This is a genomic window from Sphingomonas sp. M6A6_1c (genome assembly GCF_053345135.1).
In genome coordinates, this window is sequence record NZ_JBKEZO010000004.1 from 475,994 (window position 1) to 499,948 (window position 23,955).

Sequence of the window (23,955 nt, forward strand, 5' to 3'; positions counted from 1 at the left end):
TCGCAACACACCCTATTTCTACAGATCCCACGGAGTAGCCCCCATGTCCCTCCTTCACGCATCGAAGCAGTACAAGCCGTTCGAATACCCCTGGGCGTTCGAATTCTGGAAGCGCCAGCAGCAGCTGCACTGGCTCCCCGAGGAGGTCCCGCTCGGCGAGGATTGCCGCGACTGGGCGCAGAAGCTGACCGATCACGAGCGCAATTTGCTGACCCAGATCTTCCGCTTCTTCACCCAGGCCGACGTCGAGGTGCAGGATTGCTACCACGAGAAATACGGCCGCGTGTTCAAGCCGACCGAGATCAAGATGATGCTGACCTCGTTCAGCAACATGGAGACGGTGCACATCGCCGCCTACAGCCATCTGCTCGACACGATCGGCATGCCCGAGAGCGAATATGGCGCCTTCCTCGAATATGCCGAGATGAAGGAGAAGCATGACTACATGCAGAACTTCGGCGTCGACAGCGACGAGGACATCGCGCGCACGCTCGCCATGTTCGGCGGCTTCACCGAGGGCGTGCAGCTCTTCGCCAGCTTCGCGATGCTGATGAACTTCCCGCGCTTCAACAAGATGAAGGGCATGGGCCAGATCGTCACCTGGTCGATCCGCGACGAGAGCCTGCATTGCGAGGGCATCATCAAGATGTTCCACACCTTCTGCCACGAGCGCCAGTGCCTGACCAAGGCGGTGAAGGACGACATCGCCGACGTCTGCCAGACGACGATCCGGCTCGAGGACAATTTCATCGACCTCGCGTTCGAGATGGGCCCGGTCAACGGCATGACACCCAAGGAGATCAAGAAGTACATCCGCTATATCGCCGACTGGCGGATGGGGCAGCTCGGCCTCAAGCCGATCTACATGATCGACGAACACCCGCTGCCGTGGCTGGCGCCGATGCTGAACGGCGTCGAGCACGCCAATTTCTTCGAACAGCGCGCGACCGAATATTCGAAGGCCGCGACCAAGGGCCAGTGGAACGACGTCTGGGATTCGTTCGACAAGCGCCAGAAGGCGAAGATCGGCCGCCCGGCGAACGAGGATGCAGGCGAGGCCAGCGGGGATATGTTCTCGCAAGCTGGCGTCGCGGCGGAGTGAAACAAAGCGGTATCAAGCCTCATCTCTTCAGTAAGCACTTCGGCGTTAGCCCGTCAGTGTTAGCAGCTGCCGGCGTCTTTGACCCAACGCTCAACATTGACACGAAATTGTTTCCTGATCCGATTTTGCTTGATGCCAGCGATCATTCTGAGATGCGGGAAGCGCGAACGACATTCGATAATTATTTCGAACAGGTTAGACGTCTTCTCCTGCATAGCAACGGTCAAAAAGACCACGCCGCTTGGAAGGCGGCGTTTCAAAGACTTTCATTTCCTGAGATACAAGGCACATGCTTAGGCTACGGCTCAGGCTCCATTTCGGGATCGGGTTCCGGCCCGAAAATGACAGGAAGGCTAGCCACAACTGGTCTTCAGGTCGCACAGATGGGCATTGATGATCCCGACTTATTCATGGCGGTTGGTTTATTTGAAGAAGATTTCGGGCCAGATATGATTGGTGACATGTTCACCAATGTATGTTTTGGAGAAATCGCAAAATTCAATTCACGAATATATAACGCTATTAATGTTCCAACAGAACACTTTGACATCATGCTAAAAAATGGCCTTCGATATGAAGGCCATTTTGCCGTTAATCCCTTGTTTCAGAATCGCCGCATTCCAGTTATTCTTATGCCTCTTGACGTTTTGCGAGAACTTCCCGTAGCATTAGATTGGGCGGGCATTCAAACTGTCAGCGAAGATAATAAACGCTTTCGTGACAGCCTAAATTCTAGCGTATCCAGCTTGTGGTCTAGAAAGACTCTGGAAAGCAAATCACATCTGAAGCAGTGGGCAATTTCTGGCAAAGAGGCATTCGGCGACCTGCTGGACATGATCCATGGCATGGATGGAAAGCCATATGATTTTGTTAATGATAGACTAGGTGAGTTTGTCTGGAGAACGTTCGCTGACCGGCTTATTACGCAACACCCTTTTCCTATCCAGAGGCCGATAGTTAATAACGCCGCTTCAACGATAGATATCGTCGATAAGATCGTATCTCAATTTCAACACTTAGTTGAAAATAGAGACTTATGGCGGGAGTTCCATACGGAAAATGGCCAGCCACGAGTGGAAAAGGCGGCACAACGCTTATTCTATATGACTGCCCTGTCATATTGCGAAGCTAATAACCTTGATATTACCCCCGAAGCAGATACCGGACGCGGACCGGTCGACTTTAAATTTTCGACCGGCGCCAACGATCGAGTTTTGGTCGAACTAAAACTATCAAAAAATCCGAAAATGCTGCAGGGCTATACTAAGCAAATCCAAATATACAATTCCACCGAGAAAGCCGTTGCAAGCAAATATATTGTCTTAGACGTAGGTGGAATGGGCAAAAGATTTCATCAGGTCGAAGCTGCCCGTTTAGCACAAATCGCCGCTCTAGGTTCGGCCCCAGAACTTATCCTAATCGACGCAAAAATTCGCGCTTCAGCTAGTAAAGCATAACCTCGCGCCTTACCCCACCATTGTCTCGTTCCACGCAAAATCCCAGCTCGCTGACCAACGTCAAGTCTGCGCGTCGCGCTTAACCCTGTTGCGCAACCCGGCGGCAACGCCCTGCCGTTACAGAGCAATTATGCTCCCCACCCCGCGCATCTTCCGCAGCCGCTGGGCGGCGCTGCTCTGGGCCGGGGGGATCGTCTGGGCGGCGGTCGATTATGCCGGATCCGCATCGAACAGCGCCGACGGCAACACCGCGATCACCGACGCGTCGGGAGACGTCGCCAATGCCGCCGATCTCGCCGCGGTCGCCAACCTTATCGGCGAGTGAGTCGCGCGCGCCGCCGCGTCGCAATAGGATCGCGATCCCCCGGCCTCCGTCCATAACGCCGCCAAGCCATTGAACGCACGCCGATCCTCCCGCCATGCCGATCCGCGCTGTCCTACACGCATCGCCGCCGGCTAGGCTGCCGTCCTCGCCGATCGCCAATGCCGGGCAACGCGACGCTCTTTGCCATTGGTGCAGAAACGGAAACGATGGGAGGCGATCGTTTCGATTAAGGTGTCCAACTTGTCCATGTTCGGCGTCCAACCACCTGAACGGCCACGCTATGCCCCTCCAGCACGCTCAGCGGCTGCGGCGGGTCGGTGCGTGGAAGTCGGCGGGCTTGTCGGCGATCCAGCGGGCGAAGCGCGCGATCCCCGGATGCGCGGCGAGCGCGGCCGGATCGGCATAGGTCCGCGCCAGATCGGCATTCGGAATCAGCGCATGGACGGTGCGGTGGCAGATCGGATGGACCGCGGCGGTGACGCGCCCGCCTTCGGATTTGGGGACGAGATGGTGCCATTCCACCTTGGCGCCGAGCGGCCGGCCGCAGATCGGGCAAGGCGGCGACGGCGCCTCGCGCGCGGCGCGCGCCTCGGCCTCCGCCAGTCCCGCCTTGCGCTTCACCCGTCCGACCATGTCGCCGATATAGGCAGGCGCCGGCGGGCAACCACCGCCGCCACAACGAAAAAGGGCGGGCCTGCATCAGCAGACCCGCCCCGTTCGAACCGTTCCGTCGAACGATTAGAAGTGTGCGACCACACCCGCCATCGGGCGGAAGCTGTGCGCGTCGTCGAAGGTCGAAACCTCCATACGCAGGCGCAGGCCCGAATTGCCGGTCAGGCCGCCGAGGCCGATGTCCTTCGGGCCGACTTCGGCGCCGATGCCGTACACGGTCGCGTGATAGTCGCGGTTCAGGTCGCCGGCCACGCCCGGAGCGAACTTGTCGAAGTTGTTCCAGCGGTAGCCGACCTTGCCGTAGAACAGGCCGCTGTCGCCGGCGCGGAAGCCGAAGCGGCCGTATGCGCCATACTGCCAGTCGATGTCACCCGACACGCCCTTGGCGACCGCACCTTCGGCGCCGACGAACACCGGGCCGAGCGGCACGTTGAAGCCGACGATGCCTTCGACCAGCGCGCCGTCGAGGTTGTAGCCCTTGGGCTGCGCGGGGATGCCGGCGACGGCTTGGCGGTCGAACTGCTCCCAGCCGCCCATCACGGCGACATAGGGCTCGATGCCGAATGCGCGCGTGCCGTCCGGAGCCTTGGGCGCGGTGTCGACCTGCGCGTCGGTGGCGACGGTCGTGTCGGTCGTGCCGGTGGTCGACATGTCCTGCGCGAAGGCGGGGACGGCGAAGGACGCTGCCGCAACGGCGGCCGCGAGGGCGAGCTTACGCATATGAATGTACCTTGTGTTGCCTCAACTCGGGCGACGACACCGCAGCGTCGTGCAACCCAGGTCCGTCCAAACTGCGATTTTGGACCTTTGTTGCACCGCGAAGTCACTTTTGGCGGGAACGTCCGCCGCTGTGGCTTTCGCGTCACACTTCCTGTCACCCGGATGAACGAACCCACGGCGTTCTGCGGCGGCGGGTCGACGGCGGCCCGGCGCGGGCGCGCGCGCGTTCATCCCGCCAGTGCGAAGGCCGGGAGCACAGTCGATCCGGTCAGGGCGCGCGCGGCGCTATTTTGGCCAGCGCCCCACTCGGCCGCGGCGACGGCCGCGCCGCCGTCCGTACGGTACGATGGCCGCTACCGGCGGCGTAATTGGCGATGTCGGATTGCGCCCGCGACGCCGCCGCTTCGACGTCGACCGCATTGCCGGGCTGATGGGCCGCCGGGCGCGAACAGGCGGTCAGGCTCATCGCCCCCGACAGGGGCAGCAGCAGCAGGATACGCATAACTCGTCCGATTACTCAGGGGGACCGCCAACGCCGCCCCGCCGGCATCGTTCCCCCGGCGCAGGCACTGGGGAAAGATGCCGGCTCGGGGTCAGGGGCGCAACGCCACGTCGTCGGCGTCGTCCAGATCCTCGTCCGGCGTGGTGCCGGCATCGAAATCGTCCTGGGCGTCGTCCTCGTCGATGTCGGCCTCGTCCATATCGACGGTCGGGTCGCTCTCGCCGACCTCTTCCGAATCCATGTCGAGCTCGTCGATCGGCTCGTCCTCCTCGTCGTCGTCGCCGAGATCGGGGTTGAGGTCGGTCAGCACCAGCCCGTCGCTGGGGCCGTTGCGCGTCGCCTCCAGGATCTCGGCGCGCTGGCTCTCGTCATAGCCCTCTTCGTCATAGCCGTCGTCGCCCGAACCATGACCCGTGACCTGATGTCCACCCATCGAAACCTCCTCGTGTTACCCGGTGCGAACGGCGGGGGGCGGCGGCGGTTCCGCCATGTCGGTCAGGCGGCGCGGAACAGCCGGCCGCGCTCGGTGACCGCGACGACGCTCAGCGCGACCACGCCGCAGATCAGGAAGCCCGCGGCGAGCGGCGCGGTGCTGCCGTCGAACGCCTGGCCGATGACGACGCCGATCACCGCGCCGAAGGTGACGCTGGTGAAGCCCTGGACGCTGGAGGCGGTGCCGGCGATGCCGCCCATATTCTCCATCGCCATTGACGAGAAATTGGAGGTGGCGAGCCCGAAACAGCCCATCGTCAGCGCCTGGAGGACGACGAAGCCGACCAGCGTCTCGTAACCGGCGAGCGCGACGGCGAGATGGATCGCGCTCAGCACGACCAGCCCGATCACCGCGCTGTGGCTGATCAGCCGCGTGCCGAGCCGCATCACCAGCCGCGCGTTGGTCAGATTGGCACCCGCCATCAGCGCCGCGGTCACCGCGAACATCACCGCGAGCAGCTGCGGGTGCCGGAACGTATCGAACATGATCTGCTGGACGGAATTGAGATAGCCGTAGAGCGCCCCCATCAGCGAGGTCGAGGCGAGCGTATAGCCCAGCGACCAGCGATCGCTCAGCGTCTGCTTCCACCCGCCGGCGACGCGCCGCACCGACAGCGGCTGCTGCGCATCGGGGTGGAGCGTCTCGGGCATGCGCACGAAGAACCACGTCCAGATCACCAGGCTCAGCCCGGCGACGACCCAGAAGATGCCGCGCCAATTGGCGAACAGCAGCACCGTCTGGCCGAACGCGGGGGCGAGCACGGGGACGATCATGAACACCATGAACGCGATCGACATCACCCGCGCCATCGGCCGGCCGTGATAGCAGTCGCGCACCATCGCGACGGTGGCGACGCGGGTCGCGGCGACCATCGCCCCGCCGAACACCCGCGCGGCGAGCAGCAGCACGAAGCTCGCCGACACCGCGCAGGCGATGTTGGCGATCACATAGCCGCCGATCGCCCACAACAGCACCGTCCGCCGCCCGAACCGGTCGGCGAGCGGCCCGTGCGCGAGCTGCGCGATGCCGAAGCCGAGCACGAAGGCGGTGACGATGAACTGCCGCTGGTTCTCGGTGGCGATGCCCAGCGACCGCCCGATCGCCGGCAGCGCGGGCAGCATCGAATCGATGCCGAGCGCGGCGAGCGACATCAGCGCCGCGACCAAGGCGACGAACTCGACGAAGCCGATCGGCGCGCCCGCCGGCTCGCCGGCGACATAAGGGGCAGGAGCAGGGGCAGCGCCGTCGAGCGCCGGCGCGGAGGTGGGGATGGAGCGGGTCACGATGGCGCCTCCCCTACCCGCAAGCGGCAGCCCTCGGAACCCTGCTTGATCGCCGCCGCGCGACGGCCTACGTGTATTGCCCGATCAACACACGAGGCTAGCCATGACCCGCCTGCTGCTTTGCGCCGCTTTGCTTGCGTTGCCGCTCACCGCCTGCGACCGTTCGGGCGAGGGCACGTCGGTGTCGATCAACGCCGACGGCGGCAACGTCCTCGGCGCGGTCGACGCCAAGTCGGGTCAGGTGAAGATCGCCGTCCCCGGCTTCTCCGGCCAGATCAAGCTGCCCAAAATCCAGCTCGACGCCGACAATTTCGATCTCAACGGCGTCCACCTCTATCCCGGCTCGACGATCGACAAGCTCGACGTCGCCGGCAAGGACGAGGCGGGCAGCCTGCGCGTCCGCTTCACCAGCCCCGCCCCCGCCGATCAGGTCCGCGGCTGGTTCCAAGACCGGCTCGCCAAGGCCGGCTTCACGCTCAAGCAGGACGGCGCCGGCCTCACCGGCACCACCGACGACCACCAGCCCTTCCACCTCGACCTCGCCAACGACGGCGCCCGCGCCAAGGGCACGATCATGGTGGGGAGCTGACCGCCAATTCCTCCCCTGCGTTAGCGGGGGAGGGATCAGGTTGCGCTACGCTCCCGCGCCGCCACCAGCACCGCCTCGGCATGGCCGGGCACCTTCACCTTGCGCCACGCCTGCGCCAGCCGGCCGTCGGCACCGAACAGGAAAGTCGCCCGCTCGATCCCCATATAGGTCTTGCCGTACGTCTGCTTCTCGCCCCACACGCCGAATGCATCGCAGGCGCTGCCGTCCTCGTCGCTCGCCAGTCCGACGGTGAGGTCGTATTTGGCGATGAACTTGCCATGCTTGGCGGGCGGGTCCTTGCTGATCCCGAGCACGCTCACCCCGGCCGCCGCGAAATCCGCCGACAGCGCCGAAAAGTCCTGTGCCTCCCGCGTGCACCCGGACGTATCGTCCTTGGGATAGAAATAGATCACCGCCGGCAACGCCAGCGCGTCCAGCCGCACCGGCGAGCCGTCGGGGGCGATCACCGTCACCGCCGGGATCGTCGCGCCGTCATCCATGTCCGTCTCCTGTCGCGTGGGTCCATGCCGCCCCGACCTCCTGCCGCGTCGCGGTCAGCGCGGCAAGCACCGCGGCCCAATCCTCCCGGCGTAGCGCCCGCGCGATCAGCTCGCGCGTCGCCGGCGGCGGCTCGGCGGCATCCGGCGCGACGAGGCGCAGCACGACCAGCAACCGCGTCAGCAGATCGTTCGCCGCCGCCAGCCCGGCGGGCAACAGCCCCTCGCCCACCAGCGCGGCGATCGCCGTGTCGAGATGCGGATCGAGCCCGGTGCGATGCCGCAGCTGCGTCAGATGCACGGTGAATTCCAGATCGACCAGCCCGCCCGGCAGCAGCTTGGCGTCGAGCGGTCCGGTCGGCGGCTTGTGCCGCGCCATCTCGGCGCGCATCGCCACCGCCTCGCCGGCGAGATCGCGCGCCGGTCGCGCGCCGGCGAGCACCTCGGCGACCACCGCCGCCGCCGCCGCCCGCGCCGCCGCCGATCCGAACACCGGCCGCGCACGGGTCAGCGCCATATGCTCCCAGGTCCACGCCTCCTCGCGCTGATACCGCGCGAAGGAATCGAGCGACACGACCAGCGGCCCCTGCGTCCCCGACGGCCGCAGCCGCGTGTCGACCGGATAGAGCGGCCCTGCCGCGGTCGGCACCGACAGCGCCGCGGTCACCCGCTGCGCCAGACGATTGTAGTAAAGCGTCGCGCCCAGCGGCTTCGCGCCATCCGATTCCGCGGTGAAATCGCCGGTGAACAGATAGACGAGGTCGAGGTCGCTGGCATGCGTCAGCGCGCCGCCGCCGAGCCGTCCGAAGGCGAGGATCAGCAGCTCGCTGCCCGGCACCCGGCCATGCGCCTGCGCGAATTCGGCGACGGTCGCCTCGGCGAGCACCGCGATCGCTGCTTCGGCGAGCCGCGCATAGCCCGCCGCCGCATCCAGCGGATCGGCCGCCCCCGCCACCACCTGCGATCCCAGAGCGAAGCGTTTCTCGCCGACGATGCGGCGGACATGATCGAGCAGCGCCTGATAGTCGCGCCCCTCGCCGCGCGTCATCTCGGCGGCGAGCGTCGCGACGTCGCCGAGCGGCTCGAACGCGCCGGGATCGATCAGCCAGTCGATCAGCTCGGGCCGCGTCGCCAGCGCCTCGGCGAGCGGCGCGGCATGGCTGAGGATCGTCGCGAGCAAACTCGCCAGGCCGGGCCGCGCCTCGAGCAGTCGCAGGATGTTGATCGCGCTCGCCAGCCGTTCGAGCAACACGTCGAGCCGCAGCAGCGCCGCGGCGGGATCGGGCGCACCGGCAAGCGCGGGCATCAGCACCGGCAGCACCGCCTCCAGCGCCGCGCGCGCCGCCGGGCTGCGCAGCGCAGGATAGCGGCCGGCGCGCCAGCCCGCGATCCGCACGGCCGCCGCCTCGCCGTCGGGAAAGCCCGCCTCGCGCAGCCGTTCGGCGAGCGCCTGCGGCTCGTGCGGCAGGCCCGTCTCGCGCCCGTCGTCGAGCGCGTCGTAGATACGCCCCGCCCGCTCCACCGGCCCGCGCAGCAGGTCGATCAGCGCGCCGCCCTCGTCCAGTCCGTGCAATCGCGCCACCCGGTCGAGCGCGTCGCCGGTCGGCAGGCTATGCGTCTGGCGATCGTCGATCATCTGGACGCGATGCTCGATCGTCCGCAGCAAGGCATAAGAGCTGGTCAGCGCCGCCGCCTCGTCCGCGCCGATCCACCCCGCCTCGGCGAGCCGGGCAAGCGCATCGCGCGTCGCCGGCGCGCGCAATGCCGGGTCGCGGCCGCCATGGATGAGCTGGTGGATCTGCGCGAAGAACTCCGCCTCGCGGATGCCGCCGCGCCCGCGCTTGAGGTCGTAGCCGGGACCGAACGCCTGACCGCTCGCATAATGGTCGCGGATGCGTCGAGAGAGGTCGCGGATCTCGCCGATCGCGCCGAAATCCAGCCCGCGCCGCCAGACGAAAGGCCGGATCGCGTCGAGGAAATACCGGCCGAGTTCGAGGTCACCCGCCGCCGCCCGCGCCCGGATGAACGCCGCCCGCTCCCAGGTCAGCGCCTGCGATTCATAGTAACCGATCGCGCCGTCGACCGGCAACGCGATCGGCGTCGCCTCGGGCGAAGGCCGCAGCCGCAGGTCGACGCGCAGCACATAGCCATCGCCGTCGCGCGCCTGGAGCAGCTCGACGACGCGCTTGGCGATCCGCACCGCCGCCGCCTCGGGCTCCTCGCGCGCCCGGTGCGGCAGCGTCCGCGGATCGAAGATCAGGATCGGATCGATGTCGGAGGAATAATTGAGCTCGCGACTGCCCTGTTTGCCGAGCGCGATCGCCGCGAAGCCGCGCGGCTCGGCGCCGGGAGTCCGCTCTTCGATCGCCGCGCGGATCGCGCGGTCGAGCGCGCGGTCGGCAAAGTCGCTCAGCGCCTGCGTCACCGCGGTGAGGTCCATCATTCCGGCGAGGTCGCCGATCGCGACCGTCAGCGCCAGCGCCCGCCGGTCGAGGCGCAACTGCCGCGCGACCGCCATATCCGGCGTCGCCGTCGTATAGCCGAGGTCGAACCGCCCCGCCGCGAGCCGCTCCGCCAGCACCGGCTCGCGATCGAGCAACAGCGCGAGGAACGGCGCATTGGCGCGGGCGCGGTCCAGAACATCGGTGACGGGCGGCGGCATCGGCTCATCCTTGCTGTCGGGCGCAACGTTTCCGCCGGACGATCGTTCTAGCCTTCATGAATACCGCCATGCACACGTCTGGGAAGGGCCGCAGCGGCGACTATGTCGTCCGCCTTCCGCGTCCGGCGGACCCGCTGGGCAATGCGCTACGCGGCGTGTTCGGCGAAACGCCGATGCCCGACGATCTGCAGGCGCTGCTCAACCGACTCGACCGACCAACCCACTAAGCGACGGCGCCGGCATGGTTTCGTGCCCTGCGGGATTGGCCGTCAGCAACCGCCAGCCGCTGGGAAGGTAGTCCGTCGACATATAGAAATAGAAGGCACAACTGCCGTCAGGCCGATAGCTGCCCCCCTTGAGGATGCCGTAAGCGGTATCGCCGAGGAACACCGGACTGCCGCTGTCGCCGCTCTTGCACACCGGCCCCGCCACCGTCGTCCACGTCGGCAGGCACGCGCCGCCGCACAGATCGCCCGCCGGCGCGAAATCGGTCAGCTCGACCTGCGAGCAGCTATAGCCGGTCCGCTCACCGCGATGGCAGACGACGTCGCCGGCGCGCATCCCCGCACGCCCGCGCGCGCCGACGACCGGCCGGCTGATCGTCTTGGCGGTATCGGCGAAGAACAGCGGCGCCAGCGGCGACGCGCTCGCATTGATCTGCACGTCCTGATGCCCCCAGCCCCATTGCCCGACGAACGGCAGCGCCTGCTCGTGCCCGTCGGCGTCGCGCCCGGTCAGTTCGTCCGGACAATGCGCCGCGGTGGCGAGCCCGGTGCGCAAGCCGTCGGTGACGACGAAACCGGCGGTGCACAGATAGCGATGCGTATCGCCCGGCACCTGCCCGACCACCCGCGCGCCGCCCTGGATGCCCCCCATGTCAAGCGCCGGCTGATCGACCACGCGCAGCCGCACCGGCACATGCGTCAGCGCCGCAAGCCGCTCGGCGAGCGGCCCTGCGCCCTCGCGCGCCACGTCGCGACCCGAGACGACCGCGACCAGCTCACCACTACGCTGGTCGATGCCGAGGCCCGGCGGCGCGATCAGGCTAGCGCGGATCGTCGCCTGATAGGCGGTGATCGCCTGCACCAGCCCGGTATGATCGACCGCCGCGCCGGTCCGGAAGGTCACGCGCACCGCACTGCCGTCCAGATCGACGATCTGTTCGGCGACCGGCGCGTCGCCGGTCAGCGTCACGACGATCTCGAAATCGGGGCGATGCTCGACCGCGATTCCCGTCAACCGATCGGCGAAGCGATCGGCGATCGCATCGGTCACCGGCACGCTCGCCTCCTGCAAGCGGAGATGGCGGATCGCCTCCTCCACCGTCACGCCGAGCCGCTCGGCCACCGCCGCCGCATCCTGCGCCCGCGCCGCCTCGGGCGACTGCACCGCCGCCGCGGCAACAACCGGTGGCGGTGGCGGCGGCGCGAGCGACTGCGCCACCGCAGGACCACCCGCCCCCAGCATAAACGCCCACAGCAAGACCCGCCGAAATCGCCCCACATGATCCTTCTAAGGCGACAAACTGGCTTGTCGATGAATGATCATGCGCAGGCGACGCAAAAAACTTACGGCTGCCAGTTCGGCCGGTAACTCGGGTCCAGGCGGCGGTCGGTGAAATAGGCGGCGCTGATGAAGGCGAGGTGGGTGAGTGCCTGTGGGAAATTGCCGATCGGCTCGCCGCGCAGGTCGAGTTCTTCCGAGAACAGGCCGAGCGGGTTGGCATAAGCGATGCCCTTGGCGAGGATCATCTGCGCCTCGTCGAGCCGGCCGGCGCGCGCGAGGCATTCGGCGTACCAGAAGGTGCAGGTGGTGAACGCGCCTTCCGTCCCCTCCAGCCCGTCGTCGCCGCGGTACCGATAGACGAGGCCGTCGTCGCGCAGATGCGTGCCGATCGCATCGAGCGTCTTGAGCCATACCGGATCGGTCGAGGAGACGAACCGCACCAGCGGCATCATCAGCAACGCCGCGTCGAGTTCGGTGCCGCCGCGATCCTGGACGAAATAGCCGTGGTCGGGATGACGGAAGTTGCTCCAGATATCCTCGACGATCGCGTCGCGCGCCTCGCTCCACGCGACCAGCGGCGCGGGCAGCGAGCGCTTCTTGGCTAGCCGGATGGCGCGATCGAGCGCCACCCAGCACATCAGCCGCGAATGGAGGAAGTGACGCGGTTCCGAGCGCATCTCCCAGATGCCGGCATCGGGCTGGTCCCAATTGGCGATGACATAGTCGATGACGCCGCGGACGTGCTGCCAGCCGGCGTGATCGATCGCCGCGCCGTATTTGTTCGAAAGATAGACGCTGTCCATCAGCTCGCCGAAGATATCGAGCTGGCTCTGCGCGTGGGCGCCGTTGCCGATCCGCACCGGCCTGCTGTCGGCATAACCGGCGAGATGCGGCAGTTCCTCTTCGTCCGCCGCCTCCGATCCGTCGATCGCATACATGATGCGGATCGGATGCTCGCGGTCGGCGGCCATCACCCGCTCGCTGGCCCAGCGGCGGAAATGCTCGGCCTCGTCGATGAAGCCCAATCGCATGAAGGCGTAGACGGTGAACGACGCGTCACGGATCCAGGTCGCGCGATAATCCCAGTTGCGCCCCGCCCCCACCGCCTCGGGCAGCGAAAAGGTCGCCGCCGCGGCGATCGAGCCGTGGCGGTTCGAGGTGAGCAGCTTGAGGGCGAGCGCCGAGCGCATCATCTCCTCGCGCCAGCGACCCCGATAGCTCGTGCGCGACAGCCAGCCGCGCCAGGCGGCCGTGGTCGCGGCGATCTCGGCGGCGACGGTCGCGTCGTCGGGACGCTCCAGAGCCTCCTCGCCGAACACGAACCACGCGCTTTCGCCCTCGCCGAGGGTGAAGTCGGCGTCCGCCGTGCCGTTGCCGCAGGTCAGCGACACCGAGGCATGCAGGCGGAGCGTCAGGTCGCGGCCGACAAAGCGCACGCCGCCGTCCGCCGCCGCCGCCTGCGGCACCTCGCGGGCGTAATCGAAGCGCGGCCGACAGCGTGCGGCGAAGGCGACCGTGCCGCGCGTCACCGTGACCCGGCGGATCAGGCAGCGTGCCCGATGCTCCGGATGCACGCGCGCGTCGGGGTGCGGCATCAGGTCGACGATCTCGACGCTGCCGTCCGTCGCCATCCAGCGCGTCGTCAGCACGTTGGTATCGGGCACGTAGATCTGGATTACCCGGGCCGCGTCGAGCGCCGGCCGGATCTCGAACGCGCCGCCGCGCTCGGCGTCGAGCAGCTCGGCGAACACGCTGGGGCTATCGAGCGACGGCCAGCATAGATAGTCGATCGTCCCGTCGGCGGCGACCAGCGCCGCGGTCTCCATGTCGCCGATGATGCCGTGATCGCCGATGCGCCGGAGCGGCCCGCCCCCCGCATCATCCATTGTCGCGGAATTCGGGATAGAGCGACATGCCGCCATCGACGAACACGGTGGTGCCGGTGACGTAGTCGGCGGCATCGGAGGCGAGCCACACCGCGGCGCGCGCGACGTCCTCGGGTTCGCCGATCCGGCCGTACGGGATCAGCTTCAGCAATTTGGTCAATGCCGCCTCCGTCTCCCACGCCTCCTTGTTGATCGGCGTGCGGATCGCACCGGGCGCGATCGCATTGACGCGGATGCCGTCCGCCGCGACCTCCTGCGCCAGCGTGCGCGTCAGCATCCGCACCCCGCCCTTGGCGGTGGCGTAATTGACGTGGCCGGCCCAGGGGATCAGCTCGTGGACAGAGCTCATCGCGATGATCGTGCCGGCGCTGCGTGCGGGCCGGCCGTCCTGCGGCTGCGCGCGGAAGCGGCGGATCGCCTCGCGCGCGCAGAGGAACTGGCCGGTCAGGTTGATGTCGATGACCGTATTCCAGTCGGCGAGCGTCAGGTCGGCGACCGGCGCGTCCTTCTGCACGCCCGAATTGGAGACGAGCACGTCGATCCGGCCGAACGCGGCCGCCGCGGCGTCGAACAGGCGGGCGACGTCCGGCTCCTGCGACACGTCGGCCTGTACCGCGATCGCCTTGCCGCCGGCGCCGGTGATCCGCTGCGCCAGTTCCTCGGCGCTCTCCTCGTCGGAGCGATAGTTGACGACGACCGCTGCGCCGGCATCGGCGAGCCCCACCGCGACGGCATGGCCGATCCCCGAGCTGGCGCCGGTGACGATGGCAGTATGACCTGCAAGGACGGACAAGGACGCATCTCCAATGGCTTCGAATCGCTCCTGAACGGTCGAGCGCGCCAGGGGATGCGTATCAGTCGATCGGATCGCCGTAGAACAGCCCGCGCCCGTCGGTGCCGACATAGACGCGCCCGGCACGGCGCGGATCGCCGGCGACCACGCGATAGCGCCCGCCCCAAAGATGCGCGGCATCGTCGATCCGCCGCCATGACGCACCGCGATCGGTCGAACGCCAGACGCCGCGCACGCCGGCCCGGCTGCCGATCGCGAACACCGCATCCTTGCCGAGCCCGAACAGCTCGACCGCCAGTCCGCCGCTCGCCGGCACGAACGACGCGCCCGCATCCTCGCTGCGGAACAGCGCGCTGCCGACCTGCAGCCACAGCCGCCCCGTCGCGTCGGGCGCAGCGACGAGCGCGCTTTGCGATTCGCGGTTGCGCGCCTGCGCCGCGGTGAGGTCGCGCGGCAGGCCGCGTCCCGCCACCGGCGCGAAGCTCGCCCCGGCATCGCGCGATACCAGCAGTCGCCCGCCCGCCGCGTCGACCGCGTAGAAGACCGCCGGATCGAGCTTGTCGGACACCGCGCGCGTCCGCGGCGGCAGGCCGCGCACCGGCGACCACGTCCGGCCGCGGTCGCGCGTCACCTGCGGCAGCCGCGCCGCAACGATCATCGTCGCGCCGTCGGCCGATACCGTGATCGCCGCCTCGCCGTTGAGGTCGTCGCGCGCCGGCGGATCGCCCTGCGGCGGCAATCGCACCGGCGTCCAGTGGCGGCCGCCGTCCTCGGATCGGGCGAGGCTCGCGTCGCGGGGGCGGTCGAGATACAGGCTGCCGCTGCGGACGATCACGTTCGGCGCCTTGCCGGCATAATCGAGCATGTTGGTGTTGGAGAGATACGGGTTCGCGAACGTCGGCTGCGGCGAGCGATCGAGATCGTCGTGGACGAAGCCGGCGAGGTCGCCGAACCCCGACACGACCGGTGCGCCACCGGTCGGCGAGATCAACGTGATCACCGCGGTCTGCTCGATCCCGCGCACCCACGGCGCCCAATCCACCGTGCCGCGTGCCGGCAGGCGCTGCGCCGCATAGACGGTGGCGCCGGTGGTATAAGCGATATGCCCCGCGTCGAACGGGTCGATCGCCAGGCCCGAGATCCAATGGCCGAAATCGGCGCCCTTGCCCTCGTGGAGCAGGAACGGCGTCGTCGAGACGTCGCGGCGGCTACGGGCGCCGACGTCGTCCCAATGCACACCGTCGTCGCGGCTCAGCCACAGCGAATCGCCCGCACGATAGCGATCGATCGTCGAGACCGCGACGGTGCCCGGCGCCGAGCGCGCCACCGCGACGCCGAGGAAGCCGCCCTCGGCCCCCGCGGCCCGCCACGCCGGCGGCGTGACGTCGCGGCCATGCCCCTGCGGGTCGTAGCGCCAAACCGCGCCGGTCTTGACGTCGCTGGGGCCGATCCCGCTGGCGAAGCCAACCCACAGCACGCCGCGTGCGTCGACCACGCCCTTGGCGGCGAACAGCGCCGGCCCCGCCACCGCGATCCAATGCACCCCGCCGTCGTCGGAGCGATACAGCGCCGGCCCGCCCGGATCGGCGATCCCGGCCCAGATGCGCTGCGAAGCGCCTGCCCTGCCGCTGGTCGGATCGATCGCGACGAAGGAGACGCCACCGTGGCTGGTGCGCCGCGGCGGCTGGCCCAGCCCCTTGTGCGGGAAACCCGCCACCGGCGACCAGCTCTGCCCCGCATCGCGGCTCTGCCACAGGCCGTCGTGCCGCGACCCGAAGAACAGCCGCCGATGGTCGTTGGGGTCGATCGCCAGCCGCTCGCCGAGGCCGCGCCCCGCTTCGTTGCCGCCCATCGCGAACGGCACCGGCACCACCCGCCACGTCCGCCCGCGATCGCCCGAGCGCAGGATCGCCGCGGGCGCGCCGGCGTTCATCCCCGCCGCCAGATAGACGACGTCCGCATCGACCGGATCGGCCGCGATGCTCTCGATCCCCATATAACTGGAGACGGCGTTGCCATCCTGCAGCGGCAACCAGCGCGCCGCCGCGGCATCCCAGCGATAGGCGCCGCCCATGTCGGTGCGCAGATAGGCAAGGCCGCGCTCGACCGGGCTGAACACGATATCGGGCGCATAGCCGCCCGCGCCGACGGTGACGTTGGTCCAGCGATAGCGCGCCGCCGGCTGCGCAGGCGACGCCGCCGGCATCGCCAGCACCGCCAAGGCCATCAGCAGCGCCCGTCCGACGCGGCTTCGTCTCCCAGCCCGTTGGCGCAACCCGCTCAATTCCCCGACGCCACCGGTTGCAGCGTCGCCAGCACCACATCGTTGCTGCGCATCGGCAGCCGCAGCGTATAGCCGCCGTCGCGACCGACCTGCACGACGCGCGCGATCTCCGGCGTGTCGGTGGTGAGCGCCTGCAATTCGGCGATCTGCGCCGGTGTCAGCGTCTTGGGCGATCCCATCGCCAGATAGCGCGAATGCGCATCGTTCTTCTGATAGCCGGTCCGGTGCACCGTCAGCCGATAGCGCCCCGGCGCTAGATGGGTCAGATGCAGGTCCGCCGCCGCGGCCGCCGTCGCCGGCAATTGCCGGGTGAAGAACGGCCGGTTGCTCAGCGTCTGCTTAGGCTGCTGCCAGTTCCAGACCAGCACATTGGTCCGCCCGCCCTCGGTCGTCGCCAGCGCCTGCGCGTCGGCGAGCGCGATCTCCGGCCCGCTGAGCGCGTGGAGATATTTATATGCGAACCACGCCGGCTTGCGGACGCCCTCGCGGTTCATCAGCCCGAAGCCGCCGTGGAACGGCGTCGGCGGCGGCCCGGCCTCCTCGAACAGGTCGCTATAGGTCCAATAGCTCATCCCCTGCGCGATCCCGCGCGTGGCGAGCAGCTTGGTCAGGATATAGGGCGCGCTGACGTAGGAATCGTGCACCGGGTCGCGCGGATTGTAGCTCGCGCTCCATTCGGTGAAGTACAGCGGCAAGCCCGGGAATTTCGACGCCGCGATCTCCGCGCGGACGCGCCGGACGTCGCCGACGATCGCATCGGGATTGGTCGACAGGCGATTGTCGTCCTCGCCCTTCTCGTCGAGGAAACCGCCGTCGACGCCATAGGTGTGCGTCGTGACGAAATCGATCGGCACCTTACGCGCCGCGGCATAATCGAGCAGGTCGGGCACCCACGCCGCCCCCGCCGTCGCCGGCCCGCCGACGCGCAATGCCGGGTCGATCGCCTTGATCGTTCGTGCGCTCGATTCGTACAGGCTGAGATACGCCGCTTTGTCGCCCTTCTCCCAGAAGCCGGCGAGATTGGGCTCGTTCCACACCTCGAAATACCAGCTGCGCACCTCCTCGGCGCCATAACGCTGGCGCAGGTGGCGGACATAGGCGTCGATCAGCCTGGCCCAGCCCTCGGCCTGCGGGTGCGAGGTATTGCCCTTCCAGTAGAAGATCGTCTGGTTCGAGGTCTTGAGCGCGTCCGGCGTGAAGCCCAGTTCGACGAACGGCTTGATCTTGCGCGCGAGCAACGCGTCGTAGAGCTGGTCGATCTTCGTCCAGTCGTAGACGATGCGGCCGTCGCGCATCTTCACCGTGCCGAGCGCATCGGTGAACACGTCGTGGAAGCGGACGTAACGGAAGCCGAGCTCGCGCACCGCGGTGTCGAGCTGCGCGAGGCTGTCCGGGCGGATCAGCGTCCCGGCGAAGTCCGATCCCACCGACAGATCGAAGGCGCGATCGATCGGCGCAGCCGCCCGCGCGACGTCGACCTCGATCGCCCGGACCGGCTCGGGCGCAGGTGCCGCGGACGCTGCGGCAGCAAGACAGAGCAGCGCACCGGCGCCGAAACGGAACGGGAGCGTGGTCATGGCGGTCCTTCGGATCGGGAAATGGCAGACGCCCCGCCCGCCGGTCGGCGAGCGGGGCGCTGGGTCACTAGAAAGCGAGGCTGATCCCGGTCGAGATGCGGCGATCGCTCTGGAACCAGCTACGGCCGTACAGCTTGCCGCCCGGATAGCCGCCCATCAGCGTGCGTTGCGTCGCGCCGAGGATGTTGGTGAACTGGACACCGAAGGAGAAATTGTCGGTGACCTTGAACCGCGCCCCGCCATCGACCGTGCCATAGGCGTCGCCATAGACCGGCAGCGCGATCTGGATCGCCTGTCCGGTCGCACCCGGCGCTGAATAGTAAGTATAGGTCGGGTTGGTGCCGTTGCTGTTGGTCGTCTGCAGGTAGCGCGAGCGCCACGAATACGCGACGCGGAACGACACCGCCTGCTTCTCGTAGAGCAAGGTGACGTTGGCATTATGCTTCGACAGGCCGATCAGCGGCGCGTCGGCACGCTGGACGCCGTTGATGTCGCGATACAGATCGCCCGGGTTCTTGCTGTCGATGAACGTATAGTTCGCCTCGAAGCCGAGACCCGACAGCACGCCCGGCAGCATGTCGAGGAAGGCACGACCGCCGACCTCGACGCCCTTCACCGTCGCCGCCTTGGTGGCGTTGATGTAATCGGTCGCCGCCGCACTGACGTTCTCGCTGGTGCCGTCGGTATAGACCACGGTCACCTGGCGCTGGGTCAGCGAGTAGATCGGCAGATCGGTCAGCCGCTTGTAGAACGGCGCGAGGTGGAAGGCGGTACCGGGACGCGCATAATATTCGAACGACAGATCGAAGTTGTTCGACATCGTCGGCTTGAGCAACGGATTGCCCGTGTCCGCGGTGAAGTTGGTGAAGATGTTCGGCAGGCTGCTGCCGCCGTTGACGTTGCCGGGGTTGCTCGTCGTCGCGACGCCGATGCTGCCCGACGCACGCAGCGCGTTGAACGTCGGCAGATCCATGGTGATGTTGTAACCGCCGCGGATCTTGATCTTCTCGTTCGGCGCATAGTCGACGTTGATCGACGGCAGCCAGCGGGTGAACTCCGCCTTGCCGCCACGGGCCAGGAACGTCTGCCCCAGCGTCTGCGTCTGGCCGTTGCGGATGAACGTATTGGCGTTCTGCTGGATGTAGCCGCTGCCCTCGTTCTGGATATTGACGACGCGGACGCCGACGTTGCCCGAGATGCCGCCCTCCGGCCGGCCGAAGCGCGCCAGCGCATAGGCCGCCTTGGTGATCGTCTTGTTGTCGACCTGATCGCCCGGCAGCACGAAGCCGGCAGGCCGCGTGATCGCCGAACCACCGCCATATCCGCTGCCGGCCGGGAGCGGGCCCGCGACCGAACAGTCGAACTGCGCGGTGGCGGGGCAGAAGCCCGCCGGCGGCGACGCCACCAGCCCGGTGCGATTCGCCACGAAGCGCTTCGCCAGATCCTCGCTCGCGAACATCAGATTGCCCGGCAGCACCGTCTCGCCGCGGAAGAAGTCCTTGAACGCGTGATAGGTCGTGTCGCCCGGGGCGGCATTGGCATAGGTCAGCTGCGGATCGCCGTTCCAGCCGCGGCCCAGCGCGCTCCAATTGTAACCGTTGCCCAGGTCGCGCTCGGTCCGCTCCGCCGCACGCGCGCCGACCTTGATCGCCTTCAGGAAGCTGTCGTCGAACGAATATTCGGCGTCGAGATTAGCCGAATCGAGCCGCCCCTTGTTGCGCTCGTTATGCGGCATCGACGCCGACCAAAAATAGCTGGCGGGATTGGCGAAGCCCGCCTGTGCGGCGGCAGTCGTGGTGATCTGCGGCAGGTCGTTGGTCAGGTCCATGCCGAAGCCGGTACCGAAGCTGACGTCGCGGAAGATGTCGAGACGATCGTAGATCTGGCGCGAATCGACGCGCTGCAATGCGCCCTTGAGCGACAGATGACTGTCCGTCGGCGCATAATTGAACGCCAGCGAATAGTCGCGGGTGCGGGTGTTGCTGTCGACGAAGCCCTTGTTGCCCGAGCTGGTCACGGTGTTGGCGCTGGGAAGGAAGGTGGTGGTGTCGCGGTTGAACAGCGAGCTGGTCTTGGTCAGCACGCCATTGCTGTCGAAGCTGCTGCTCGCCGGATCGACCGCCAGCGTCTGCGAGCTGACCTGCGCGCCGTAATCGCTGGACTGGCTCTTGTAGCGCGACTGGAAGAAGGTGCCGCTGAACGTCAAATCGTCGGTCGGTGCCCACTGCACCGCGCCATAGATGCCGTAACGGCGATACTGGAACGCCTCGTCGCCATAGGTGAAGCCGCCGGGGATATAGTAATCCTTGCCGCTGATGTTCGTCTTGAAATACGGCTCGGTGCGGATGAACTGCGACAGCGAGCTGAACTGGCTGTACGCCACGTCGGCGAGGATGCCGATCTTGCCGATCGGCGTGTCGAAGGTCTTGGTCGCGAGCACCGAGGCGACGGGATCGGCCTTCTGCGCCATGTCGCCCATGCCGAGTTCGCCGGTCGCGGCCATGTGGAACTTGCCGTTGAAGTCGAACGGCATCTTGGTGCGCAGATCGATCTGGCCGCCGGTGCCGCCCTCGATCAGGTCGGCGGTGGACGCCTTGTAGACGTCGACCGCTGCCATCAGCTCGGGGGTGACGTCGCTCCACAGGATCGCGCGGCCGTTGTTGGCGCTGAAGATCTCGCGGCCGTTGAGGCGCGAGGCGACGCCGGTCAGACCGCGCACCTGCACGCCCGAACCCTGCACCGAGAAGTGGTCGGGATCGCCGAGCGCCGCAAAGCGCACGATCGACACGCCCGAGACGCGCTGGAGCACTTCGGTGATGCTGTTGTCGGGCAGCTTGCCCGCCTCGTCGGCGACGACCGAATCGATGATCGTCTCGCTGCGGCGCTTGCGCTCGTCGGCGGCCTGCAACGCGGCGCGGCGGCCGGTGACGACGATTTCTTCGCCGCCCGGCTGGTCGCTGCTCTGGTCACCGGCGGTGGTCGCCGGCTGGCCGGTGGTCTGGGGGATGGCGCTGGTGTCGGCCTGGCCGATGCCGGCCGCCGCTGCCGGCGATGATACCGCGATCATCCCCAGCACGAGACCCGATACGCCTGCCCGAAGGGCGGCGTTGAATGCCGGACGATATCCGTCCGTGCTCGCGATGTTCGTCATCCCCAGACCCTCTCCGTCGCCCAAATGGCGATAAACCTTGAATTCACGCTTTATGTTAGCGCTAGCATTTTCATTAGTGGATTTTGCTATCAGCAGCAATTACCATTTTGGCACATCGACTCCGAGACGGTCGCTCTGTGACAATTGTGTAACAGTGCCGGCAACAATTTCCCTCTGCGATATTGATAGTCACTTGCAACAGCAGAGCGTCACGCTATGCGGCCAGTGAGTTCAAGGAGTTAGAGAGATGACGGCTTTCATGGCGCTGATGGCGGCCACCGCTGCAGTGACGCCGGCGAGCGACACGGGCGCCGCCGATCCGCAGCGCAGCAGCGACGACATCATCGTCACCGGCCAGCGCAGCGAAGGCAGCGACGATTACGGCGTCAAGACGCAACGCACCGCGACCCGCCTGCCGCTCAGCCAGCGCGAAACGCCGCAATCGGTCAGTGTCGTCACCCGCGCGCAGATCGACGATCTTCAGCTCAACGACGTCAACGCGCTGCTCGCGACGGTGCCGGGCATCAACGTGCTCGCCGGCGAGACCGATCGCGTCTATTTCTCGGCGCGCGGCTTCGACATCCAGACCTTCCAGATCGACGGGATCGGCCAGCCCTTCTCGTTCGGTATCCAGACCGGGTCGATCGACACCGCGATCTACGACCGGGTCGAGGTGGTGCGTGGCGCGCCGGGGCTGCTGTCGCCGACCGGCAACCCCTCGGCGGTGATCAACTTCATCCGCAAGCGCCCGTATCACGAGCTCAAAGTCTCGGCGAGCGCGCAATATGGCTCGTTCGACAACAAGCGGATCGACGGCGACGTCAGCATACCGCTCACCACCGACGGCAGCATCCGCGCCCGCGCGGTCGGCGCGTTGCTCGATACCGACAGCTATCTCGATCGCTACAGCCTGCGGCGCTGGACCGGCTATGGCATCGTCGAGGCCGATCTCGGCGCCAACACCGTGATCAGCGCCGGCTACGGCCACCAGGACCATCAGAGCCGCGGCGCGATGTGGGGCGCGACGCCGCTCTATTACACCGACGGCTCGCGCATCGATTTCGCCCGCTCCGCCAATTACGCGCCGCGCTGGTCGGGCTGGAACGTCATCGACCGCCAGATCTTCGGCGACCTCACGCACGATTTCGGCAACGGCTGGACCGGCAAGGTGTCGGTGCTGCGCAAGGCGACGAGCGAGAACGACACGCTCTTCTACGTCTATGGCAATCCGGTGCGCGGCGCGCCGGGCGGCATCGACACGCTCGGCACGGCGACCACGGCGGACGACATCGGTATCCGCAGCTATCCCGGCGCATTCAAGGGCGAGGCGCGCAATCTGACGCTCGACGCCTATATCGGTGGCCCGGTATCGGTCGGCGGGCGCCAGCACGACGTCATGGTCGGCGTCATGCGCGGTGCCGAACGCTACCGGCAATATTCCAGCTATGACTATAGCCAAGTCGGCTTGCTGCTGCCGCTCGACACCTTCTTCGACGGAAATTTCCCGAAGACGACCTTCCCCACGCCCTACGACCTAAGCCTTGACCAGCATCGGCAGCGCGAGACGGTCTATGGCCTCGTCCGCCTCAACCTCGCCGATCCGTTCAAGGTGATGCTCGGCGGCAATTACACGCACGCGCAGAGTAACGGCACCTCCTATGGCGAAGCGACCGACTTCGACCGCACGCGCTTCCTGCCGTTCGTCGGCGCCACCTACGACCTGACGTCGACGATCAGCGCCTATGCGAGCTATGCGACGATCTTCAATCCGCAGACCGAATTCGATGCCAACCTCCGCCAGCTCGCGCCGATCACCGGCGACAATCTGGAGGCGGGGCTGAAGGGCGCGTGGTTCGGCGGCCGATTCAACGCCAGCGCCGCCGTCTTCCAAGCGCGTCAGAACAACACCGCGCAGGCCGGCGCCTTCCTCAACGGCCGGCAGACCTATGACGCGGTCGACGCCACGTCGCAGGGTATCGAGATCGAGGCGAGCGGCCAGCCCGTCCCCGGCGTGCAGGTGACCGGCGGCTTCACCGTGATGCGCGTGCGCGGCGACGACGACCAGCCGGTGCGCACCTTCGTGCCGCGCAACACCGGCCGCCTCAACCTCTCCTACACGCCGCAGGGTCTGAAGGCGCTCAAGCTCGGCGCTTCGGTGCAATATCAGGGCCGCTTCTATTTCGAGCCCGGCTCGCTGTCCTCGACCACCGGCCAGCCGATCCGCATCACGCAAGGCGGGGTGGCGACGGTCGACCTGTTCGGCCGCTACGCGCTCACCGAGAATGTCTCGGTCGGCGTCAATCTGCAGAACGTCACCAACGCCAAATACCTCACCGCGCTGACCTTCGACCAGAGCCGCTACGCCGCGCCGCGTGCGATCCTCGGCACGATCAGCCTACGCTATTGAGCGACGGGGCGCAGGCGGGCGATGGCACCGCCCTCGCCCCCGGACGTTT

At 67.1% G+C, this 23,955-nt stretch carries 19 protein-coding genes; 6 read left to right on the plus strand and 13 right to left on the minus strand.

Annotation, left to right across the window (positions count from 1 at the left end):
- Nucleotides 1–43: 43 nt before the first annotated feature.
- The 3 genes from ACLBWH_RS10980 to ACLBWH_RS10990 all read left to right on the plus strand — a co-directional run bounded on the left by ACLBWH_RS10980 (nucleotide 44) and on the right by ACLBWH_RS10990 (nucleotide 2,884).
- Nucleotides 44–1,102 carry a ribonucleotide-diphosphate reductase subunit beta gene (locus ACLBWH_RS10980; RefSeq protein WP_322850228.1) on the plus strand — a complete coding sequence of 353 codons (1,059 nt, stop codon included), beginning with the start codon at nucleotides 44–46 and terminating at the stop codon, nucleotides 1,100–1,102.
- Nucleotides 1,103–1,158: 56 nt separating this feature from the next.
- Nucleotides 1,159–2,559, plus strand: a complete 1,401-nt coding sequence (locus ACLBWH_RS10985; RefSeq protein ID WP_447798756.1) for a hypothetical protein — start codon at nucleotides 1,159–1,161, stop codon at nucleotides 2,557–2,559.
- A 130-nt stretch (nucleotides 2,560–2,689) separates the two neighbouring features.
- Nucleotides 2,690–2,884, plus strand: coding sequence for a hypothetical protein (locus ACLBWH_RS10990; RefSeq protein WP_447798758.1), 195 nt, complete (start codon nucleotides 2,690–2,692; stop codon nucleotides 2,882–2,884).
- Between the two features lie 297 nt (nucleotides 2,885–3,181).
- Here ACLBWH_RS10990 and ACLBWH_RS10995 read toward each other — a convergent pair whose 3' ends face one another.
- The 5 genes from ACLBWH_RS10995 to ACLBWH_RS11015 all read right to left on the minus strand — a co-directional run bounded on the left by ACLBWH_RS10995 (nucleotide 3,182) and on the right by ACLBWH_RS11015 (nucleotide 6,554).
- Nucleotides 3,182–3,517, minus strand: coding sequence for an HNH endonuclease (locus ACLBWH_RS10995; protein ID WP_447798760.1), 336 nt, complete (start codon nucleotides 3,515–3,517; stop codon nucleotides 3,182–3,184).
- A gap of 105 nt (nucleotides 3,518–3,622) precedes the next feature.
- On the minus strand, nucleotides 3,623–4,276 hold the full coding sequence (locus ACLBWH_RS11000; protein WP_038663583.1) for an outer membrane protein: 654 nt from the start codon (nucleotides 4,274–4,276) through the stop codon (nucleotides 3,623–3,625).
- A gap of 268 nt (nucleotides 4,277–4,544) precedes the next feature.
- Nucleotides 4,545–4,778 (minus strand): hypothetical protein, encoded by a 234-nt coding sequence (locus tag ACLBWH_RS11005; RefSeq protein WP_447798762.1) that lies wholly within the window; start codon nucleotides 4,776–4,778, stop codon nucleotides 4,545–4,547.
- A 91-nt stretch (nucleotides 4,779–4,869) separates the two neighbouring features.
- Nucleotides 4,870–5,211: a DNA primase gene (locus tag ACLBWH_RS11010; RefSeq protein ID WP_322850235.1), complete on the minus strand. Its 342-nt coding sequence runs from the start codon at nucleotides 5,209–5,211 to the stop codon at nucleotides 4,870–4,872.
- 62 nt (nucleotides 5,212–5,273) lie between these two features.
- Complete coding sequence (locus tag ACLBWH_RS11015; protein WP_322850236.1) at nucleotides 5,274–6,554, minus strand: multidrug effflux MFS transporter; 1,281 nt, start codon at nucleotides 6,552–6,554, stop codon at nucleotides 5,274–5,276.
- 103 nt (nucleotides 6,555–6,657) lie between these two features.
- On the opposite strand from ACLBWH_RS11015, the gene ACLBWH_RS11020 reads away from it, so the two are divergent.
- Nucleotides 6,658–7,143, plus strand: coding sequence for a hypothetical protein (locus tag ACLBWH_RS11020; protein ID WP_447798765.1), 486 nt, complete (start codon nucleotides 6,658–6,660; stop codon nucleotides 7,141–7,143).
- A gap of 35 nt (nucleotides 7,144–7,178) precedes the next feature.
- Here the strand turns inward: ACLBWH_RS11020 and ACLBWH_RS11025 are convergent, their stop codons facing one another.
- Complete coding sequence (locus tag ACLBWH_RS11025) at nucleotides 7,179–7,643, minus strand: peroxiredoxin (protein ID WP_447798767.1); 465 nt, start codon at nucleotides 7,641–7,643, stop codon at nucleotides 7,179–7,181.
- Nucleotides 7,636–10,302 (minus strand): bifunctional [glutamine synthetase] adenylyltransferase/[glutamine synthetase]-adenylyl-L-tyrosine phosphorylase, encoded by a 2,667-nt coding sequence (locus ACLBWH_RS11030; RefSeq protein WP_447798768.1) that lies wholly within the window; start codon nucleotides 10,300–10,302, stop codon nucleotides 7,636–7,638. The genes ACLBWH_RS11025 and ACLBWH_RS11030 overlap by 8 nt, the downstream gene beginning before the upstream one ends.
- Nucleotides 10,303–10,358: 56 nt before the next feature.
- Between ACLBWH_RS11030 and ACLBWH_RS11035 the strand changes: the two genes are divergently transcribed.
- Nucleotides 10,359–10,529, plus strand: a complete 171-nt coding sequence (locus ACLBWH_RS11035; protein WP_447798770.1) for a hypothetical protein — start codon at nucleotides 10,359–10,361, stop codon at nucleotides 10,527–10,529.
- On the opposite strand, the gene ACLBWH_RS11040 is transcribed toward ACLBWH_RS11035, so the two are convergent.
- The 6 genes from ACLBWH_RS11040 to ACLBWH_RS11065 all read right to left on the minus strand — a co-directional run bounded on the left by ACLBWH_RS11040 (nucleotide 10,501) and on the right by ACLBWH_RS11065 (nucleotide 21,499).
- Nucleotides 10,501–11,784: a hypothetical protein gene (locus ACLBWH_RS11040; protein ID WP_447798771.1), complete on the minus strand. Its 1,284-nt coding sequence runs from the start codon at nucleotides 11,782–11,784 to the stop codon at nucleotides 10,501–10,503. The two genes, ACLBWH_RS11035 and ACLBWH_RS11040, sit on opposite strands and share 29 nt — an antisense overlap.
- Nucleotides 11,785–11,870: 86 nt before the next feature.
- Nucleotides 11,871–13,694 (minus strand): glycoside hydrolase family 15 protein, encoded by a 1,824-nt coding sequence (locus ACLBWH_RS11045; RefSeq protein WP_447798773.1) that lies wholly within the window; start codon nucleotides 13,692–13,694, stop codon nucleotides 11,871–11,873.
- On the minus strand, nucleotides 13,687–14,487 hold the full coding sequence (locus ACLBWH_RS11050) for an SDR family oxidoreductase (protein ID WP_322850243.1): 801 nt from the start codon (nucleotides 14,485–14,487) through the stop codon (nucleotides 13,687–13,689). The genes ACLBWH_RS11045 and ACLBWH_RS11050 overlap by 8 nt, the downstream gene beginning before the upstream one ends.
- Nucleotides 14,488–14,548: 61 nt before the next feature.
- Complete coding sequence (locus ACLBWH_RS11055) at nucleotides 14,549–16,714, minus strand: WD40/YVTN/BNR-like repeat-containing protein (protein ID WP_447798775.1); 2,166 nt, start codon at nucleotides 16,712–16,714, stop codon at nucleotides 14,549–14,551.
- A 53-nt stretch (nucleotides 16,715–16,767) separates the two neighbouring features.
- Nucleotides 16,768–18,348: a GH39 family glycosyl hydrolase gene (locus tag ACLBWH_RS11060; RefSeq protein ID WP_447798777.1), complete on the minus strand. Its 1,581-nt coding sequence runs from the start codon at nucleotides 18,346–18,348 to the stop codon at nucleotides 16,768–16,770.
- Nucleotides 18,349–18,415: 67 nt separating this feature from the next.
- The gene (locus ACLBWH_RS11065) at nucleotides 18,416–21,499 is read right to left on the minus strand and encodes a TonB-dependent receptor (protein ID WP_447798779.1); all 3,084 of its coding nucleotides are present in this window, start codon (nucleotides 21,497–21,499) and stop codon (nucleotides 18,416–18,418) included.
- A 247-nt stretch (nucleotides 21,500–21,746) separates the two neighbouring features.
- On the opposite strand from ACLBWH_RS11065, the gene ACLBWH_RS11070 reads away from it, so the two are divergent.
- On the plus strand, nucleotides 21,747–23,906 hold the full coding sequence (locus tag ACLBWH_RS11070) for a TonB-dependent siderophore receptor (RefSeq protein WP_447798781.1): 2,160 nt from the start codon (nucleotides 21,747–21,749) through the stop codon (nucleotides 23,904–23,906).
- Nucleotides 23,907–23,955: the final 49 nt, after the last annotated feature.

Bases quoted from the DNA above. Each gene is read 5' to 3' on its own strand.
- ACLBWH_RS11010 (WP_322850235.1), bottom strand. From the start codon at position 5,211: ATGGGTGGACATCAGGTCACGGGTCATGGTTCGGGCGACGACGGCTAT.
- ACLBWH_RS11070 (WP_447798781.1), top strand. From the start codon at position 21,747: ATGACGGCTTTCATGGCGCTGATGGCGGCCACCGCTGCAGTGACGCCG.
- ACLBWH_RS11035 (WP_447798770.1), top strand. From the start codon at position 10,359: ATGAATACCGCCATGCACACGTCTGGGAAGGGCCGCAGCGGCGACTAT.
- ACLBWH_RS11055 (WP_447798775.1), bottom strand. From the start codon at position 16,714: ATGGCCTTGGCGGTGCTGGCGATGCCGGCGGCGTCGCCTGCGCAGCCG.
- ACLBWH_RS11025 (WP_447798767.1), bottom strand. From the start codon at position 7,643: ATGGATGACGGCGCGACGATCCCGGCGGTGACGGTGATCGCCCCCGAC.
- ACLBWH_RS11005 (WP_447798762.1), bottom strand. From the start codon at position 4,778: ATGCGTATCCTGCTGCTGCTGCCCCTGTCGGGGGCGATGAGCCTGACC.
- ACLBWH_RS11045 (WP_447798773.1), bottom strand. From the start codon at position 13,694: ATGGATGATGCGGGGGGCGGGCCGCTCCGGCGCATCGGCGATCACGGC.
- ACLBWH_RS11020 (WP_447798765.1), top strand. From the start codon at position 6,658: ATGACCCGCCTGCTGCTTTGCGCCGCTTTGCTTGCGTTGCCGCTCACC.
- ACLBWH_RS11065 (WP_447798779.1), bottom strand. From the start codon at position 21,499: ATGACGAACATCGCGAGCACGGACGGATATCGTCCGGCATTCAACGCC.
- ACLBWH_RS10980 (WP_322850228.1), top strand. From the start codon at position 44: ATGTCCCTCCTTCACGCATCGAAGCAGTACAAGCCGTTCGAATACCCC.
- ACLBWH_RS11000 (WP_038663583.1), bottom strand. From the start codon at position 4,276: ATGCGTAAGCTCGCCCTCGCGGCCGCCGTTGCGGCAGCGTCCTTCGCC.
- ACLBWH_RS10995 (WP_447798760.1), bottom strand. From the start codon at position 3,517: ATGGTCGGACGGGTGAAGCGCAAGGCGGGACTGGCGGAGGCCGAGGCG.
- ACLBWH_RS11060 (WP_447798777.1), bottom strand. From the start codon at position 18,348: ATGACCACGCTCCCGTTCCGTTTCGGCGCCGGTGCGCTGCTCTGTCTT.
- ACLBWH_RS10990 (WP_447798758.1), top strand. From the start codon at position 2,690: ATGCTCCCCACCCCGCGCATCTTCCGCAGCCGCTGGGCGGCGCTGCTC.
- ACLBWH_RS11030 (WP_447798768.1), bottom strand. From the start codon at position 10,302: ATGCCGCCGCCCGTCACCGATGTTCTGGACCGCGCCCGCGCCAATGCG.